The following is a 17222-nucleotide window of genomic DNA, read 5'->3' as shown; positions in this document are numbered from 1 at the left end:
GGGAATGACGGCGGCGGCATTTGCAGGGCTTTCGAAGACGAACAGAGCGGATTGCCGTCGTCACCTCATGTCATGCGAGACAGCCGTCACATTCGCCAGGGTTGGCTGCCGCGCTTGATTGCAGTCGTTGGTACGAGATCGGATATTCCTCGCCCATGTGGAGCCGGTTGAAGAACGAACATCGCCTGGCCATCATCACCTTCCTCGGGGTGATGACGGCGGGTGCCCTGCTGGGGTTCTCGGCCTGGCGCTTCGTTCGCGGCGACGGACGGCTGGCGGCGCTCGACGTGACCATTTCGGTGGTGCTGCTGCTGATCACGCGGCTGGCCTGGCAGCCGGGCAGGACCGAGCTCGCCGGCAGCGCGATGTGCGTGATGAGCGCGGTGTTCTGCACCTTCGCGGTGAGCCTGATCGGGCAGCAGGCGACGGGCTGGGTCTATCTGGCCCTGATCGCCAATTTCTACCTGGCCTCAGTCCGGGTCGCGACCTATTCGAACCTGGCGCTGATCTCGGTGGCGTCGGTGACGATCATGCAGCAGAACTTCAACGTGCAGGGCGTCAGCACCACGGTGACCTGGCTGCTGGTGTTCTTCTTCTCGCTGCTGTTCTCGGTGCGCGTGCAGGAGCACAGTGGCGCGCTGCAGGACCTGGCGAACATCGACGACCTGACCGGGCTGTCGAACCGGCGCGCGCTGGAGGCGGACGTGCGCCGTGTGGTGTCGGACAAGGATCCCGGCCGCTGGGGGATGCTGATCCTCGACATCGACAAGTTCAAGGCGGTCAACGACACCTACGGGCATGCGGCCGGCGACATCGTGCTGAAGGCGCTGGCGGAGATCCTGACCTCCGAGCTGCGCCAGCACGACACCGTCTACCGCTTCGGCGGCGAGGAGTTCGTCATGCTGCTGCCGCTGACCTCGGATCGCGCCCTGCATGCGGCCGCCGACCGCGTGCGCGAAGCCGTGGCCACGCGTGCATTCGGGCCGGGCGGCAATGTCACGGTGTCGATTGGCGGCGCGATCCTGCGCGGCGAGAAGGACTGGCAGGACTGGTTCTCGCGTGCCGATGTATCGCTGTACGGGGCCAAGGGCCGCGGCGGCAACGTGTCGATCATCGACGCGGTGCCAGAGGGCTGAACGACGGCCTGCCTCAGGCGCGCGGCAGCCGCATCGTGGTCAGTGCGATCAGCCGCGAGACCACGATGGCGATGTACATCACGCCGGCAAACTGCTCCAGCATCACCAGTGCGCGTGCCTGCGGCAGGATCGGCATGACGTCGCTGAGGCCCACGCCCGACAGCAGGCTGAAGCTGATGAACAGCAGCTCCATCCAGGTGCGCGGCGAGTCCGGGCTCATCGCCGCGGTGAAGCTGCCGGGGTAGAGCTGCTGGCAGACCGAGAACGCGAACGCGAACGCCCAGGCCAGCAGGGTGAAGGTGGCGCCGGCGGCGAACAGTTCGTCGCGGGTCACCTTGTGGTCCTGCAGCATGTAGGCGATCAGGCTGCCGGCGGTGTAGAAGTACAGCCCGCTTTCGAGCATGTGCGCGGGGATCGCAAGGCCGGGCCGGTCCAGCGTGGCCGCGGCCAGCGACAGCACCACGGCCGGCAGCGCCAGCAGCCAGGCGATCCAGTTGACCGAGGGGCTGCGGTTGACGACCCAGAGCGACAACGCGAGCACCAGGATGCCGAAGGCGCCGAACAGTGCGCGGCCGCCGGGCATGTCTTCCATCAGCGGATACAGCAGCACGCCCAGCAACTGCACCAGCAGCAGGAATGCGGACGGGTGGCGACGCATCGTCACCAGCCAGCGCAACCAGGCCAACGGCATCGACATCTGCAACTCCATCTGCGGGGTGGTGGGTGTGTGGGGAGTGCCTAGTAGAGCATGCGGCCGCAGGCCTGCGCAGCGCCGGCATCACGATGCACGAAGGTGCGGCGGGCAGGTGTCCGTATGCCGGGGCGCGCCGGCTGTGCGCCCGGGCGGGGTACGCGACCCGTCGACTCAAGGCATCAGGATCGTTGGCGATCAGACCATGAAGATCGACAGGTCGCCCAGGCGCGCGCGCAGGGTGTCGGCCACGCGCAGGCCCAGCGCGACGATCGTGAAGGTCGGGAAGGCCCAGCTTCCGGTCGGGAACACCGAACTGCCCGCGATGTAGAGGTTGTCGACGCCATGTACCTTGCAGTCGGCATCGACGACGCCGGTCTGCGGGTTGTCCGACATCCGCGTCGTGCCCATGTGGTGCGCGGTGCCGTGGAACTCGGTGGGCGCCGCGGCATCGTGGATCCAGCGCTCGGGCTGGAACTGGCAGTCATAGCCGGCGGTGATGTCCTGGCCGATCACCTCGGCCGCCTTGCGATAGCTGTCGATGTCGAAGTCGGTCAGCCGCCAGTCGATGCTGACCTGGCGTTGCCCCAGCGCGTCGATGCTGTCTCCGAGCGCGATCCGGCTGTCGCGGTTGGGCGACTGCTCGAAGTAGCCGACGATATCGACGCGATCGGTGGCGACCGCGGGCGCATGCGCGAGCTTGCGTCGCCCGGCCGCGACCACGTCGCCGAAATGGCGGCCCAGGCGCAGGGCGATGCGTGCGCGGCTGGGGCGGTGTCCGCGCGTGCGCGGGGTCTGGTTGGGCAGTCCCTGCGCCAGGGCGTCCAGGACCTCGTGCTCGACTTCGTCGCCCGGGTTTGGGGCTGCGGTCTCGCCACGGAACGACGCGCGCAGGTCGCGCAGCGACTGCAGGCCCGGCGGTGTCGGCTGCTCGACCGCAAACGGCCGTGCGCGCGCATTGAGCAGTCCGAGCGCCTGCTGCGCCTGGTCGGTCAGCCCGAGGTGGACATAGGCCGGCGATGGGGCCTGGTCGCGTGGTGTGCTGTAGCGATGCGCGAAGCGGTCGAACCCGCCGCCCCGGACCTCGCCGAGCCGGCTGCGCGGATGGTCCATGAAATAGCGGCCGACGACGTCGTGGTCATTGCCCAGTCCCTGCGTGGCGGTGCGGTTGGACAACAGCAGCAGGCGTGCATTCTCGATGCCGCCGGACGCCAGCACGTAGTAGCGCGCATGCACCGATCCGCGGCGGCCATCGAGGCTGCCGATGCTGGCCTGGCGGACCGCGGCAGCGTTGGCGGTGGTGTCGAGCGCCATCAGGTTGGCGTGCAGCAGTACCTGGATGTTGTGAGCGCGCTGCAGCGACGGCAGGTAGGTGCTGCCGAAATCGATCGGGCTCAGCCGGCCGGTGCGGTTGTCGACGTGGGTGGCATGCGGTGGCGGGACCTGCAGCGACGGCGGCAAGGCGAAGCTGCCGTCGTCGATGCCGTCGTCGGCGGCGACCCGGCAGATGCCATGCGCGCGCTGGTAGTACGGGTCCAGCGCCGCGCGGTCGATCGGCCAGCCGCTGTCGGGGATCCAAGAGCGCGCCAGCATGTCGTGCGCGCTCAGCGGGATCAGCCCGCCGCCCCACAGGCGGGTGCTGCCGCCGAACGTCCGCAGCCGGCTCATCGCCGGGTCCAGCGCCTGTGGCCCGACCGACTGGCCCTGGTTCAGGGCCTGGCTGTCGCGCTCGCTGTCGAGGCCGCCGCTTTCGATCAGGCAGACCTGGTAGGGCGTGCCGACGAAGGCCATCGCGATCGAGATCCCGGCCGGTCCACCGCCGACGATGCAGACATCGGCATGCAGCACGTCCGGACAGGCACGGTCGCGGAAGTCGTTGATCATTGCGGGGTTTCCTTGTGGGAAGCGGTGGCCGTTCCGGTCGGGTCCTGCGGGGGGCGCATGCTCGCGCCGTCGCATGCCGACAGCGGCTGGCCGTTGCCGGGACGGCGGCCGCCAAGGCGACCCGGGCCGACGGCGCGGCCACCTGCGCGCAACTGCGCACGTTCACGATGAGGGTGCCGTGCACGCGGAGGCCGAGACCACCGCATGTCTCGTGGGCTGCGACGCCGGTCCGGTAGGCTGTGCATCTTCTTTCAAGCAAGACGTGATCATGGCCAAGGCCCGGACAGCCTATGTGTGCAGCCAGTGCGGGGCGGACTTCAACAAATGGCAGGGGCAATGCGGGGCCTGCGGCACCTGGGACTCGCTGAGCGAGATCGTGCTGGAGTCGGCGTCGGCCGCGAAGTCGCCGGCCGCCCGCCGTAGCGGCTGGGCCGGCAAGATCGACAAGCCCAAGGTCACCGCGCTGAAGGACGTGCGTTCGGGCGAGGATGTCCGGGTGTCGACCGGGATCGGCGAGTTCGACCGCGTGCTCGGCGGCGGCCTGGTCGAGGGCGCGGTGGTGCTGGTCGGTGGCGACCCGGGCATCGGCAAATCGACCCTGCTGCTGCAGGCGGTCGCGAAGATGGCGGCGACGCTGCCGGGCCTGTATGTCACCGGCGAGGAATCGCTGGCGCAGGTGGCCGGGCGCGCGGCGCGGCTGGACCTGCCGCTGGATGGCGTCAACGCGCTGGCCGAGACCGGCGTCGAAGGCATCCTGGAGCATGCGATCGCGTTGCGCCCCAAGCTCATCGTCGCCGACTCGGTGCAGACGCTGTGGACCGAATCGCTGACCGCCGCGCCGGGCTCGGTCAGTCAGGTCCGCGAATCGGCCGCGCGGCTGGTGCGCTATGCCAAGGAGACCGGCACCGCGGTGTTCCTGGTCGGCCACGTGACCAAGGAAGGCGGTATCGCCGGTCCGCGCGTGCTCGAGCACATGGTCGATGCGGTGCTGTATTTCGAAGGCGACAGCGGCAGCCGGTTCCGGGTGCTGCGCGCGTTCAAGAACCGCTTTGGCGCGGTCAACGAACTGGGCGTGTTCGCGATGGGCGAGAAGGGGCTCAAGGAAGTCCCGAACCCGTCGGCGATCTTCCTGTCGGGCGGCAGCACGCCGCAGCCGGGCAGCTGCGTGATGGTGACCCGCGAGGGCACCCGGCCGTTGCTGGTCGAAGTGCAGGCGCTGGTGGATGCCTCGCCCTTGTCCAACCCGCGCCGGGTCGCGGTCGGCATGGAGCAGAACCGGCTGGCGATGTTGCTGGCGGTACTGCATCGCCATGGCGGCATCATGACCGGCGACCAGGACGTGTTCGTCAATGTCGTCGGCGGCATCCGCGTGCAGGAAACCGCGGCCGACCTGCCGGTGCTGCTGTCGATCCTGTCGTCCCTCAGGGACCAGCCTCTGCCGGAAAAGACCGTGGCCTTCGGCGAGGTTGGCTTGTCCGGCGAGATCCGCCCGGTACCCAATGGCGAGGAGCGTCTCAACGAGGCCGCGACCCATGGCTTCAAGCGCGCGATCGTGGCCAAGGCCAACGCGCCGAAGACGCGCAGCTTCAAGGGCATGGAGGTGATCGCGGTCGAGCGGCTGGCCGAGGCGCTGGAGCATGTCTGACGCTGCCGCCTGCGCGCGCCCGGCGGCGTGATGCCTGCGCCTTCGGCGACGCGGTTCGCGCGCATCGTCTCGATCGTGCTGCATCCGTTCGTGGTGTTCACGGCGCTGGCGCTGGTCGCCGCCGCGCGGCTCGACCCTGCCTCGCTGCCGCGCACGATGCTGGGCATCGGCGTGGTCGTCGCGATCGTCTGGGCGTTCGTGCTGCAGCGGCATCGCAGTGGGCGCTGGAGCACGGTGGACGCCTCGCAGCGGCAGGAGCGCCCGCTGCTGTATCTGCTGGCGCTGGTGCTGGCCGGGGCCTACTGGTTCTGGATGGGCGGCACGGCGTCGGCGACCTCGCAGGGCGTGCTGGCCGCGGTCGCGATGCTGTGCGTGGCTGGCGTCGCCAATCGCTGGATCAAGCTGTCGTTGCACATGGCTAGCCTGGCGTTCGCGGGCGTGGCGCTGCTGTCGTTGTGGATGCCTGCGGCGGTAGTGCTGTTGGCCCTGTTGCCGCTGCTGGCATGGTCGCGGCTGCGACTGGCGCGGCACAGCCGGGAGGAAGTCCTCGGCGGTACCGCGCTGGGCCTGATCTCGGGACTGGGCCTGCTGCTGCTCTGACTGTCACGCGCGGTCATGTCACGTGCCCGTCAGCGCCCTCAGGTCAGTGCGCTCATGTCGGCGCGCAGGGCGCATGCCCGCAAGCCGGGCTTCTGTCCGCAAGGCGGATCAGTGTCCGCCCGCCGCGGCGCCGCCGACCTTGGCCGCGAACGGCGGCTTGGCCAGCCAGACGAACACGATGACCACCAGGAACAGGATGCCGAGCACGTGGAAGATCTCGTTGAAGCCGATCTGCACCGCCTGCTGCGAGATCATCTGGTTCAACACCACCGCGCCGCGTTGTGGATCGCCCTGGCCCAGGGCGGCGACGGTCTGCTGGATCACCGGGTCGTGCGCGCTGATGTGCTCGGTCAACTGGGCATGATGGATCGTGCTGCGCTGGTTCCAGGCCCAGGTCGTCAATGATGCGGCGAAGCTGCCGCCCAGCGTGCGCACGAACGTCGCCAGGCCGGAGCCTGCAGCGATCTCGTGCGGCTCCAGGTCCGACAGCAGGATCGTCAGGACCGGCATGAAGAACAGCGCCACGCCCAGGCCCTGCCACAGTTGCACCATCGCGACGTGGTTGAAGTCGACGTCGAGGTTGAAGCTGGAGCGGATGAAACTGGTGAAGGCCATGACCACGAAGGCGAAGCTGGCGATCAGGCGCAGGTCGAAGCGCGCCGCGTACAGCCCGACCAGCGGCGTCAACAGCACCGGCAGGATGCCGATCGGCGCGGTCGCGAAGCCGGCCCAGATCGGCGTGTAGCCGAGGTTGCGTTGCAACCACAGCGGGACCAGCAGGCCGACGCTGAAGAACGCCGAATACGCCATCACCATCGCGATGGTGCCGGACGCGAAATTGCGGTGGCGGAACAGCCGCAGGTTGACGATCGGATCCTTCTCGGTGAGTTCCCAGATCAGGAACACCGCGAGCCCGAGCACCGCGACGATCGCCAGCACCACGATCTTGGTCGAGTTGAACCAGTCCTCGTCATTGCCGAGGTCGAGCAGCACCTGCAGCGCGCCGACGCCGATGATCAGCGTGGCCAGGCCGATGTAGTCCATCTTGGGCCGTTCGAGTTTCTCCGGCCGGCCGCGCAGCTGGCTGCCGACGACCAGCGCGGCGAAGATGCCGATCGGCACGTTGATGAAGAAAATCCATTCCCAGCTGTAGTTGTCGGTGATCCAGCCGCCGAGGATCGGTCCGCAGATCGGCGCGACCACGGTGACCATCGCCAGCAGCGCGATCGCCTGCCCGCGTTTGGCCGGGGGATAGATCGAGATCAGCAGGGCCTGCGTGACCGGGTACATCGGACCGGCGACGAACCCCTGCAGCGCACGCGCCAGCACCAGGAAGCCCATGCTGTTGGCGATGCCGCACAGCAGCGAGGCGAGCACGAAGGCGGTGGTCGCCCAGACGAACAGCTTGCGCTCGCCGAAGCGGCGCGTCATGAAGCCGGTCAGCGGCAAGGCGATGGCGTTGCTGACCGCGAACGAGGTGATGACCCAGGTCGCCTGGTTGGCGCTGGCGCCAAGGTTGCCGGCGATGGTCGGCAGCGACACATTGGCGATGGTGATGTCGAGCACCTGCATGAACGACGCCAGCGCCAGGCCGATCGTCGTCAACGCGAGGTTCGGGGGCCGGAACGCCGTGGGCGCCGCGGCCGGAGCGGGCTCCGCCGGCAACGCGTCCTGGGTGGTCGTGGACATGGTCGTGGCTCAGCGCTGCGCGTTGGCAGGCAGGTTCTGTTCGATGATGCCGGCGATCAGCGCATTGGCGTCGGCGAGCTGGTCGGTATAGGCCTGGGTCGCGAACAGGGGCTTGTCGCCGCGCGCCACGCTGGCCGCAAGCACCGGTCCGCTCTGGTCGCGGATTTCGACGTCGACCGACATGCTCAGTCCCAGCCGCAGTGGATGCTTGGCCAGCTGGGCGTCGTCGATATCGATGCGCACCGGCACGCGCTGCACGATCTTGATCCAGTTGCCGCTGGCGTTCTGCGCCGGCAGCAGCGAGAACGCGCTGCCGGTGCCGAGGCCGAGGCTGGCGATGCGCCCTTCATAGACGACGTCGTCGCCATAGAGGTCGGCGCGGACCTTGACCGGCTGGCCGATGTGCATCCTGGTCAGCTGGGTTTCCTTGAAGTTGGCTTCGACCCAGACCTGCTCCAGCGGCACGATCGTCATCAGCGTATTGCCCGGCTGCACGCGCTCGCCCAACTGCACCTGTCGCTTGGCGATATGGCCCGAGACCGGCGCGACGATCGCTGCGCGCTGGCGGTTCAGATAGGCCTGGCGCAATTGCGATGCCGCCGCTTCGACCTGGGGCTGCCTGGCCAGCGTGGTCGCATCGACCAGCGCGCGGCTGCGCGACAGCGTGCCGCGCGAGCCCGACAGCGCGGCTTCGGCGGCGGCGAGCATGTCGCGCGCATGCGCCAGTTCCTCGCGCGAGACCGCACCGCTGGCGACCAGGCCTTCGCGACGCTTGACGTCGGCACGCGCCTGCGAGACCGCGACCTGGCGGGCGGCGAGGTCGGCCTGTCCGGCATCGACACTGCTGTACAGGCCGCGGACCTGGCGCACGGTGCCGGCGAGGTTGGCGACGGCCTGGTCGTAGGCGACCTGCGCGTCGTTGGGATCCAGGTGCACCAGCGCCTGTCCGGCTTCGACCTTCATGCCTTCGTCGGCGTCGATGCTGATCACCGTGCCCGCGACCTGCGGCACGATGCTGACGACGTTGCCCTGCACGTAGGCGTCGTCGGTGTCCTGGTGCCAGCGCCCGACCAGCAGGTACCACGCCAGCCAGGCGGCGCCGATCAGGAGCGCGACCAGCGCGAGGATCAGCAGCGCGCGGCGGCGCTTGCCGTTGGGGGCGGGCGCATTTGTGCCGTCCACGTTGGTGTCGGCGCCGGTGGCGGTGGGGGAGGAAGTGCTGGCGGTCATGGCGATACGGCCCCGAAGGTGTCGGATGGGGAAGAGGGTGGGGCAGGCAGTACAAGCCCGCCGCCGAGCGCGCGGTCGAGGTCGACCGTCGCCAGTAGGCGCTGCGCACGCAGGCCTGCCTGTTGTTGTTCGAGCTGGAACAGCGGGCGCTGCGCCGACAGCACGTCGAGCTGCGTGCCCAGTCCTGCGCGATAACGCGTGTCGGCCAGCGACAGCGCCGCGTTGGCGGCGGTCAGCGCCTCGTCGACGGTGGCGATCTGCGCATCCAGCGAACGCGCGGCCTGCACCGCGTCAGTGACCTCGTGCAGCGCGGAGACCAGGCTCTGGTTGTAGGCGGCGACCGCAAGATCGTAGTCGGCGTTGCTGCCGGCCAGCGATTGACGCAGGCGTCCGCCGTCGAAGATCGGCAGGCTCAGCGCAGGGCCGCCGAAGCCCAGCAGCGCATCGCTGCCGAACAGGTCCGACAGGCCGCCGGAGGCCAGGCCGACGATCGCATTGAGGTTGACGCTGGGCTTGAACGCGGCCTTGGCCGCATCGATGCCGCGGCTGGCGGCTTCGACGCGCCAGCGTGCGGCGACGACATCGGCGCGGTGTCCCAGCAGTTCGCTGGGCAGCACGGCGGGCACGGACGGCGAGGGCGCGTGCAGCAGCTGCGGTGCGGCGATGTCGAGGCCACGGTCCGGGCCCTTGCCCAGCAACGCGGCCAGGGCATTGCGCAGCGCGTCGATCTGCTGCTGCGCGGATTGCGCCTGCTGGCGCGCGATCGCGATCGTGCTTTCGGCCTGTCGCAGTTGCAGCTGGTTGTCGAGCCCGGCGTCGACGCGTTGCCGGCTCAGCGTCGACAGTCGCGTCGCGCGCGCCTGTTCGCGTTCGGCGACGGCCAGCGCCTCATGCGCCTGTGCCAGACCGACGTAACTGCGGGCGACGTTCGAGGCCAGCGTCAGCCGCGCGGCCTGCGCATCGATGTCAGCGGCACGCGCCTGGCCGACGGTGGCTTCGTACTGCGCGCGCTTGCCACCCCACAGGTCGGGTGCCCATTTGAAATCAAGCATCAGTACCGCGCTGGCCTTGAGCTCGCCGCCGAGCGGCGCCGGCGCGATCGTTTCCGGCAACTGCACGCCGGTGTATTGCGCACTGCCGCCCAGGGTCGGCTGGCGTGCCGCATCGGCAAGTCCGGCCTGGGCCTGCGCCTTGCGCAGGCGGGCATCGGCGGCGGCCAGCGAGGGGCTGTCCTGCAGGGCTTCGTGGATCAACGCGTCGAGTTGCGGATCGCCCAGCGCGGTCCACCACCGCGGGTCGGGAAACGCGGCCTGGCTGAGCGTGTCACCTGCGTGCGGATCACCCGCGTGTGGATCGGCAACCTGCAGGCTGCGCGTGCTGGCGAGGCCATCGGCGTCGATGGCGGCGACCTGCGGCGACAGCCCGTGGGTGCTGGCGCAGCCGGCCAGAGCGAGCGCGGCGCTCAGCAATGCAACGGCCGGCGCCCGCGAGGGGACGCTTGGAAAGAGACGGGACATGGTCATTCGCCCGGAAAGGAAAGGTTGTCGCGCACCTGCTCGAGCAGGCGCGTCAGCTGTTGCTGTTCGGTATCGGACATGCCGGCCAGTGCGCGCTCGCGTACGCGGCGGCCACACTGGTCGATCTCGCTCCAGATCGTGCGTCCGTGGTCGGTCAGGTCGATATGCAGCGCGCGCCGATCCTCGGGATCGACGACCCGCGTCACCAGCCCGCGCGCGACCAGCTTGTCGACCAGGCGGGTCATCGCGCCGGGATTGAGCTCGGCGGTGCGCGCCAGGTCGGTGGCGCCGGCCGTGCCGGTGGCCAGCCGCTTCAGGGTGATGTACTGGCTGAAGGTCAGCTCATGGCCGGCCAGCGCCAGTTCGTGCGCCATCCGCGACCACATGTTGTCGCGGACCTGGCGGAACAGCAGCGCCAGCGACGAGGCGCTGTTGTTGCTCGGGGAGGAGGGGGTCTGCATGGCGTGGCATATTGCTCGCCCATGCAATAGTTGTCAAGGCAACTATTGTTCCGGCAATGGAATGCTGCGGGCGTTCGGCGCCGTGGACAGGTCGCTGGCGGCGCTGGGCATGGGCAGGGGCGGGTGCGGTCGCGGAACGGCGGTGTTGGCCGGTGGGTCATCCACGGCCAGGGCATCCGGCCTTCCGGCGGATCGCCCGCGCGGCGACAATGCGGGCCCGCCGCCAGCGTGCCCGCCATGAACCCAACCCTTCCGCGCAGCCTGTTGCGCGATGCCTCGCTGTCGGCCGTGGCCGCCGGCTTCGTCACCGTGCTGGTCGGCTTCGCCAGCTCGGCGGTGATCGTGTTCCAGGCCGCGCAGACGATGGGCGCGTCGCCGGCGCAGATCGCCTCGTGGATGTGGGCGCTCGGCCTCGGCATGGGCGTGACCTGCATCGGCCTGTCGCTGCGCTACCGGATGCCGGTGGTGACCGCGTGGTCGACACCTGGCGCGGCGATGCTGATCGCGTCGGGCTCGGGCCTGCCCCTGCGCGAGGCGATCGGAGCCTTCGTGCTGTCGGCGCTGCTGATGATGGTGGCCGGGTTCTCGGGCTGGTTCGAACGCATCATCAGCCGCATCCCGGTGTCGCTGGCCTCGGCGATGCTGGCCGGCGTGCTGTTGCGCTTCGGCCTCGACGTCTTCGTCGCGATGCAGAGCCAGCTCGGCATGGCGCTGGCGATGTTCGTGGTCTACCTGCTGACGCGCCGGCTGCTGCCGCGCTACGCGGTCATCGCGACCTTGCTGGTCGGCGTCGCGATCGCCGCCGCGAGCGGCCTGATGGGCTGGGGCACGGTCGAGCTGGCGCTGGCCCGGCCGGTCTGGGTGACGCCGTCGCTGTCGCTGGCGGCGGTGTTCGGCATCGCGCTGCCCTTGTTCGTGGTGACGATGGCCTCGCAGAACGTGCCCGGCGTCGCGGTGATCCGCGCGGCCGGTTATCCGCTACCGATCTCGCCGGTCATCGGCTGGACCAGTGCGGTCAACGCGGTGCTGGCGCCGTTCGGTGCGTTCGCCCTGAACCTGGCGGCGATTACCGCGGCGATCTGCATGGGCCGCGAGGCGCACGAGGACAGTGACCGGCGCTATGTCGCGGCAATCGCGGCCGGCGTGTTCTACGTGCTGGTCGGCGTCTTCGGCGCGACGGTGGCGTCGTTGTTCGCGGCCTTCCCGAAGGAACTGGTGATGGCGATCGCCGGCATCGCGCTGCTGGGTACGATCGGCAACAGCCTGGCGGCGGCGATGCGCGACGAGCACGACCGCGAGGCCGCCTTGGTGACCTTCCTGGTCACGGCGTCTGGACTGAGCCTGTTCGGCATCGGCTCGGCGTTCTGGGGCCTGGTCGCCGGCATCGCGACGCTGCTGGTCGCGCGGCGTGCGTGAAGTGGTGCATCTGACACGGGGCGATGCGGCTTCCGAAGCCGACGACACCAAGCCGTTGTCCTCAACCCCGAGAAAACAGAGCTCAAAAGCAGAGAAGCAGATTCATTGAACCCGGGATTGCAGCAGCGTGTCGGGTTGCGGCTGCTCTTCCCTCGATTAGGGCATCCTGCCCTGACTCGGGCGCACGCCATCCATGGCGTGCTCGACGCAGCCTCCGCCCGACCCGCCACTGCCGCAAGCGTCAGGATTGCGGCGTCGGCAGGCACTCGACGTATGGCTCTGCACGGGCGAGCGTCCCGGGTGAAGTGATTCAGGCGCGGCCGAGCACCAGTTCGAGCACGAACTTGCTGCCGAAGAACGCCAGCACCAGCAGAGCCATCGCCGCCAGCGTCCAGCGCACCGCGACGGTGCCGCGCCAGCCGTAGCGCCAGCGGCCCAGCAGCAGGGCGCCGAACGCCAGCCACGACAGGATGCTGAGCACGGTCTTGTGCACCAGGTGCTGGGCGAAGAAGTCCTCCACGAACACCGCGCCGGTCAGCAGGGTGGCCGTCAGCAGCACGAAGCCGACGGTGATCGTGCGGAACATCAGCGTTTCCAGTTCGGTCATCGGCGGCAGCACGCGCAGCCAGCCGTGGAACTCGCGCAGCCGCAACGCGCGCTCCTGCGCCGACAGCATGATCGCCAGTAGGGCGGCGATCGCCAGCGTCGCATAGGCCAGCAGTGCGAGCCAGGCGTGCAGCTCAAGTTGCCAGCCCAGTTCATGGCGACCGCTGCTGCCGACGCTGGCATGGCTGAGCAGGGTGATGGCGGCGACCGGGAAGACCACCGCGCCCAGCGCGCCCATCCGCCCCGAGGCGGCGTACAGCGTCGTCAGCGCGGCCATGCCCAGGCCCACCAGCGACAACGCGGAAAAGAAATGGAGGTCCGGACCGCCGGCATGGCGCCAGACCAGGATGTGGTGCAGCAGGTGCAGGGCCACCGCGCTGATCGCGGTCAGCAGCCAGAAGCCGGCCTTGGCGTCGCGATCGCGCGCGATGCGGCGCATGACCATCCAGGCGGCGGCCAGGTACAGCAGGATCGCGATGAGAACCATTGTCATCGAAGCAGTGTCGCACAAGCGCGCGGTGGCGAGGAGTCTACGGGGGTGTCCGCGGCACGTCTCCGCCGGGGCCGCGCGCTGTGCGCATCGGGGCGTGTCGGGACATCTCGGTGCAGCGGCGCGGTTGCTGCCGCCACGCGGTCCCTGCCGCGCTGGATGGAGGAGCAGCACGAGGACGCGGCGGCAGCGCCCACGCCTCCAGAAGCGCGTCAGTGCGGGCAGTCCAGGAGCAGCAGTTGGGGACCGACAGTGCATGGCCGGCAAGGGCGGCGCGGCGCGCGGGCTATACTTTGCGCCCGTTCCGCGACCGTACGACACCCATGTTCGAATCCCTGACCCAGCGCCTGTCCGGCACCATCGAGCGCCTGCGCGGCCGTGGCCGCCTGACCGAGGAGAACATCCGCGAAGCCACCCGCGAGGTACGCATCGCGCTGCTCGAAGCCGACGTCGCGCTGCCGGTCGTGCAGGCCCTGATCGAGCGCATCAAGGTGCGCGCGGTCGGCCAGGAAGTGCTGAAGTCGCTGACCCCCGGCCAGGCGCTGATCAAGGTCGTCCGCGACGAGCTGACGATGGTGATGGGCGCGGCCAGCAGCGAGCTGAACCTCAATGTGCCGGCGCCAGCGGTGATCCTGATGGCCGGCCTGCAGGGCGCGGGCAAGACCACCACGGTCGGCAAGCTTGCCAAGCACCTGAAGGAAAAGCGCAAGAAGAAGGTCATGGTGGTCAGCGCCGACGTCTATCGTCCGGCCGCGATCGAGCAGTTGAAGACGCTGGCGCAGCAGGTGGACGTGCTGTTCTTCGCGTCCGACGCCTCGCAGCAGCCGGTGGACATCGTGCGTGCTGCGATCGCCGATGCGCGCCGCTCGTTCGCCGACGTGCTGATCGTCGATACCGCCGGCCGCTTGGCGATCGACGAAGCGATGATGGCCGAGATCAAGGCCCTGCATGCGGCCGTGACCCCGGTGGAAACGCTGTTCGTCGTCGATGCGATGACCGGCCAGGACGCGGCCAACACCGCCAAGGCGTTCTCCGAAGCGCTGCCTTTGACCGGCGTGGTGCTGACCAAGACCGACGGCGATGCCCGTGGCGGCGCCGCGCTGAGCGTGCGCTACATCACCGGCAAGCCGATCAAGTTCATCGGCACCGGCGAGAAGACCGACGGCCTGGACGTGTTCCACCCCGATCGCATCGCCAGCCGCATCCTCGACATGGGCGACGTGCTGTCACTGGTCGAGCAGGTCGAGCAGCAGGTCGACAAGGACAAGGCGCACAAGCTTGCCGAGAAGGTCGCCAAGGGCAAGAAGTTCGACCTCAACGACATGCGCGACCAGCTCGAGCAGATGCAGAACATGGGCGGCATCGGCAGCCTGATGGACAAGTTGCCGGGCCTGGGCCAGGTGCCCGAGCACCTGAAGCAGCAGGTCGCCGGCAACAAGGAAGTGCCGCGGATGATCGCGATCATCGGCTCGATGACCAAGAAGGAGCGCCGCAACCCGGCGCTGCTGAACGGCTCGCGCCGCGCGCGCATCGCGTCGGGCTCCGGCACCACGCCGGCCGATGTCAACAAGCTGATGAAGCAGTACATGCAGATGGAAAAGATGATGGGCAAGATGGCCCGTGGCGGCATGAAGGGCATGATGCGCGGCCTGCAGGGCATGATGGGCGGGCGCGGCGGCGGCATGCCGTTCCGCTGAGTCCGGAGTCGGTAGGCCAGGTTGAGCCAGGCAGGTCGGTGAGGGTGCGGTCCGCGATGGTTTGAGGGGCGCCGATTTGATCGGCGATGGTTCGACGCGCGATGGTGTGATCGGGTGATCCGGTCGGTGATGGTCTGATCGACGATGATCCGGTCAGGATGTCCCGATCATCGCCGGGGCAATGACAGGGGGGCTGGCAATGCTGATCTATTGCGATGGTCGACCGGCGTCGGCCGACGACCTGCAATCGCTGGCCTTGGCCAACCAGGGCCACTTCACCTCGATGCAGGTGCGCGGGCGTGCGGTCCGCGGCCTCGACCTGCACCTGCGCCGCCTGCGCGCGGGCACCCGCGACGTCTTCGATCTTGCGCTGGACGATGCGCGTGTCCTTGCCGACATGGCCGCCGCGCTGGACGCCTCCGGTCTCGACGATGCACGCATGCGCGTGACCGTGATCGCCCGCGACTTCGACATGGGCAAGCCGGAGTTGGCGCGCGAACTGTCGCTGCTGGTCTCGCTGGCACCGCTGCAGCAGGCCGAGCCGATGGCGCTGTGGGTCAAGGGCTGTCGCTTCGAACGCATGCTGCCCCAGGTCAAGCACGTCGGACTGTTCCCGCTGCTGCAGTTGCGCCGCCAGGCCCGTCGCGAGGGCTTCGACGATGCACTGCTGCTCGATGGCCGTGGCTGGATCAGCGAGGGCGCGACCTGGAACATCGGCTTCTGGGATGGCCGTTCGGTGGTCTGGCCGCAGGCGCCGGCCCTGCGTGGCACCTGTGAACGCCTGCTGCAGATCGGGTTGGACGTGCTGGCCATCCCGCAGCGACAGCAGCCGCTGGCGCTGCGCGACGTCGCTGGCTTCCGCGCGGCCTTCGCCTGCAATGCGGCCGGCATCCAGAGCGTGCGCGGCATCGACGATCTCGGCCTGCGTGGCGAGCCGGAGCTGCTGGAGCGGCTGCACGAGGCACTCGATACCCAGCCCTGGCAGCCCTTGCCGGCGGCAGCGGCCGCCGCTGGCTGAACGATGCGGTCCGGATCCGATGGCGGCGCTGGGCCGGTCCGGGGGAGGGGCTGGATGGCGCGACTGCGGCCGGCAGACACGTGCTGGCGGCCTGTGGCGAGCTGTTGGTGGGCCTTGCGGGAGGCCGCGTGGGCGCCCTGGCTTCCGTTCGGCCGGACAATGCCCTAAAATGGTCGGCTTACCTCGCCACCCTGGCGACTGGGCAACACAGGAAGCAAAGCAAATGGTCAAGATTCGTCTGACGCGCGGTGGCGCCAAGAAGCGTCCGTTCTACCACATCATCGTCACCGACGTGCGCAGCGCGCGCGACGGCCGCAACATCGAGCGCGTGGGTTACTACAACCCGGTCGCGCAGGGCGCCGAGCAGCGCGTCGTGCTGGACCTGGCGCGCGTCGACCATTGGGTCACGCAGGGCGCGCAGCTGACTGACAAGGTCCGCAACCTGTACAAGGAAGCGAGCAAGGCCGCACCTGCCGCCGCTCCGGCTGCCTGAGCCTTCCGGCCGCGCTCCGGCGCGGCCAGGCTTCGCACGCGATGAGCAACCAGACGCGCCGCATCCTGTTGGGCAGGATCCACGGCGCGTTTGGCGTGCGTGGTGAACTTAAGCTCGAGTCCTTCACCGATCCGGTGCAGGCGATCTTCCGTTACCAGCCCTGGATCCTGCGCGACCCCAAGGGGCAGGAACGCGAAGTCTCCGACGCGCGCGGTCGCGTCTCGCCCAAGGGGGCGGTCGCGACCCTGCCGGGTGTCGAGGACCGTGATACCGCCGAAGCCATGCGCGGGACCGAGGTCTATGCGCCGCGTTCGGCGTTGCCGCCGCCGAGCCCCGGCGAGTACTACTGGGTCGACCTCGAAGGCCTGCGCGTCCGCAATACCGAGGGTGTCGATTTCGGCACCGTGTCGCACCTGTTCTCGACCGGCGCCAATGACGTGCTGGTCGCGGTCGGCGAGCGCGAGCGCATGGTGCCGTTCGTCGTGCCCGACTACGTGGTCTCGGTGGATTTCGAGGCGGGGCTGGTGACCGTGGACTGGGACGCGGACTTCTGAAGAGGCGGGAAAGCGCCCGGAGTCCAGGATAGGGCGACGGGGCTCGATGCACGCTGCGGCTTGATCCTGTTTGTCGTGTCCAGGTCTTGCCCCGC

The 17222-nt window shown here is 69.1% G+C and carries 15 protein-coding genes; 8 read left to right on the top strand and 7 right to left on the bottom strand.

Annotation, left to right across the window (positions count from 1 at the left end; translation table 11 throughout):
• The first annotated feature begins 155 nt into the window (after window positions 1–155).
• Window positions 156–1136 carry a GGDEF domain-containing protein gene (locus ACYX7E_RS12865; RefSeq protein ID WP_462080981.1) on the top strand — a complete coding sequence of 327 codons (981 nt, stop codon included), beginning with the start codon at window positions 156–158 and terminating at the stop codon, window positions 1134–1136.
• A gap of 13 nt (window positions 1137–1149) precedes the next feature.
• On the opposite strand, the gene ACYX7E_RS12860 is transcribed toward ACYX7E_RS12865, so the two are convergent.
• Window positions 1150–1827 carry an ion channel gene (locus tag ACYX7E_RS12860; protein ID WP_462081024.1) on the bottom strand — a complete coding sequence of 226 codons (678 nt, stop codon included), beginning with the start codon at window positions 1825–1827 and terminating at the stop codon, window positions 1150–1152.
• A gap of 198 nt (window positions 1828–2025) precedes the next feature.
• Window positions 2026–3711, bottom strand: coding sequence for a GMC oxidoreductase (locus tag ACYX7E_RS12855; protein ID WP_462080980.1), 1686 nt, complete (start codon window positions 3709–3711; stop codon window positions 2026–2028).
• A 268-nt stretch (window positions 3712–3979) separates the two neighbouring features.
• Here ACYX7E_RS12855 and radA point away from each other — a divergent pair, with 268 nt between their 5' ends.
• Complete coding sequence (gene radA, locus ACYX7E_RS12850; RefSeq protein WP_462080979.1) at window positions 3980–5356, top strand: DNA repair protein RadA; 1377 nt, start codon at window positions 3980–3982, stop codon at window positions 5354–5356.
• A 30-nt stretch (window positions 5357–5386) separates the two neighbouring features.
• Complete coding sequence (locus ACYX7E_RS12845) at window positions 5387–5956, top strand: hypothetical protein (protein ID WP_462080978.1); 570 nt, start codon at window positions 5387–5389, stop codon at window positions 5954–5956.
• Between the two features lie 108 nt (window positions 5957–6064).
• Here the strand turns inward: ACYX7E_RS12845 and ACYX7E_RS12840 are convergent, their stop codons facing one another.
• From ACYX7E_RS12840 to ACYX7E_RS12825, 4 genes are read right to left on the bottom strand one after another with little or no spacing between them, the layout of a single operon-like run.
• On the bottom strand, window positions 6065–7645 hold the full coding sequence (locus ACYX7E_RS12840) for a DHA2 family efflux MFS transporter permease subunit (protein ID WP_462080977.1): 1581 nt from the start codon (window positions 7643–7645) through the stop codon (window positions 6065–6067).
• 9 nt (window positions 7646–7654) lie between these two features.
• Complete coding sequence (locus tag ACYX7E_RS12835; protein ID WP_462080976.1) at window positions 7655–8875, bottom strand: HlyD family secretion protein; 1221 nt, start codon at window positions 8873–8875, stop codon at window positions 7655–7657.
• Entirely contained in the window at window positions 8872–10398 is a 1527-nt protein-coding gene (locus ACYX7E_RS12830; protein WP_462080975.1) for an efflux transporter outer membrane subunit, read from the bottom strand. Before ACYX7E_RS12830 ends, ACYX7E_RS12835 begins: the two co-directional genes overlap by 4 nt.
• Window positions 10395–10853: a MarR family winged helix-turn-helix transcriptional regulator gene (locus tag ACYX7E_RS12825; RefSeq protein ID WP_462080974.1), complete on the bottom strand. Its 459-nt coding sequence runs from the start codon at window positions 10851–10853 to the stop codon at window positions 10395–10397. The genes ACYX7E_RS12830 and ACYX7E_RS12825 overlap by 4 nt, the downstream gene beginning before the upstream one ends.
• A gap of 237 nt (window positions 10854–11090) precedes the next feature.
• On the opposite strand from ACYX7E_RS12825, the gene ACYX7E_RS12820 reads away from it, so the two are divergent.
• Entirely contained in the window at window positions 11091–12269 is a 1179-nt protein-coding gene (locus tag ACYX7E_RS12820) for a benzoate/H(+) symporter BenE family transporter (protein WP_462080973.1), read from the top strand.
• Window positions 12270–12579: 310 nt separating this feature from the next.
• On the opposite strand, the gene ACYX7E_RS12815 is transcribed toward ACYX7E_RS12820, so the two are convergent.
• Window positions 12580–13368 carry a cytochrome C assembly family protein gene (locus ACYX7E_RS12815; protein ID WP_462080972.1) on the bottom strand — a complete coding sequence of 263 codons (789 nt, stop codon included), beginning with the start codon at window positions 13366–13368 and terminating at the stop codon, window positions 12580–12582.
• 320 nt (window positions 13369–13688) lie between these two features.
• On the opposite strand from ACYX7E_RS12815, the gene ffh reads away from it, so the two are divergent.
• The 4 genes from ffh to rimM all read left to right on the top strand — a co-directional run bounded on the left by ffh (window position 13689) and on the right by rimM (window position 17127).
• Window positions 13689–15062 carry a signal recognition particle protein gene (gene ffh, locus ACYX7E_RS12810; RefSeq protein ID WP_462080971.1) on the top strand — a complete coding sequence of 458 codons (1374 nt, stop codon included), beginning with the start codon at window positions 13689–13691 and terminating at the stop codon, window positions 15060–15062.
• Between the two features lie 199 nt (window positions 15063–15261).
• On the top strand, window positions 15262–16080 hold the full coding sequence (locus ACYX7E_RS12805) for an aminotransferase class IV family protein (protein ID WP_462080970.1): 819 nt from the start codon (window positions 15262–15264) through the stop codon (window positions 16078–16080).
• A gap of 223 nt (window positions 16081–16303) precedes the next feature.
• Complete coding sequence (rpsP, locus tag ACYX7E_RS12800; protein ID WP_462080969.1) at window positions 16304–16573, top strand: 30S ribosomal protein S16; 270 nt, start codon at window positions 16304–16306, stop codon at window positions 16571–16573.
• A gap of 41 nt (window positions 16574–16614) precedes the next feature.
• A complete protein-coding gene (gene rimM, locus ACYX7E_RS12795; RefSeq protein WP_462080968.1) occupies window positions 16615–17127 on the top strand; it encodes a ribosome maturation factor RimM in 513 nt (170 codons plus the stop codon).
• Window positions 17128–17222: the final 95 nt, after the last annotated feature.

This window comes from Luteimonas sp. RIT-PG2_3, from assembly GCF_054902115.1.
This window is presented reverse-complemented; position numbering and strand designations above follow the sequence as displayed.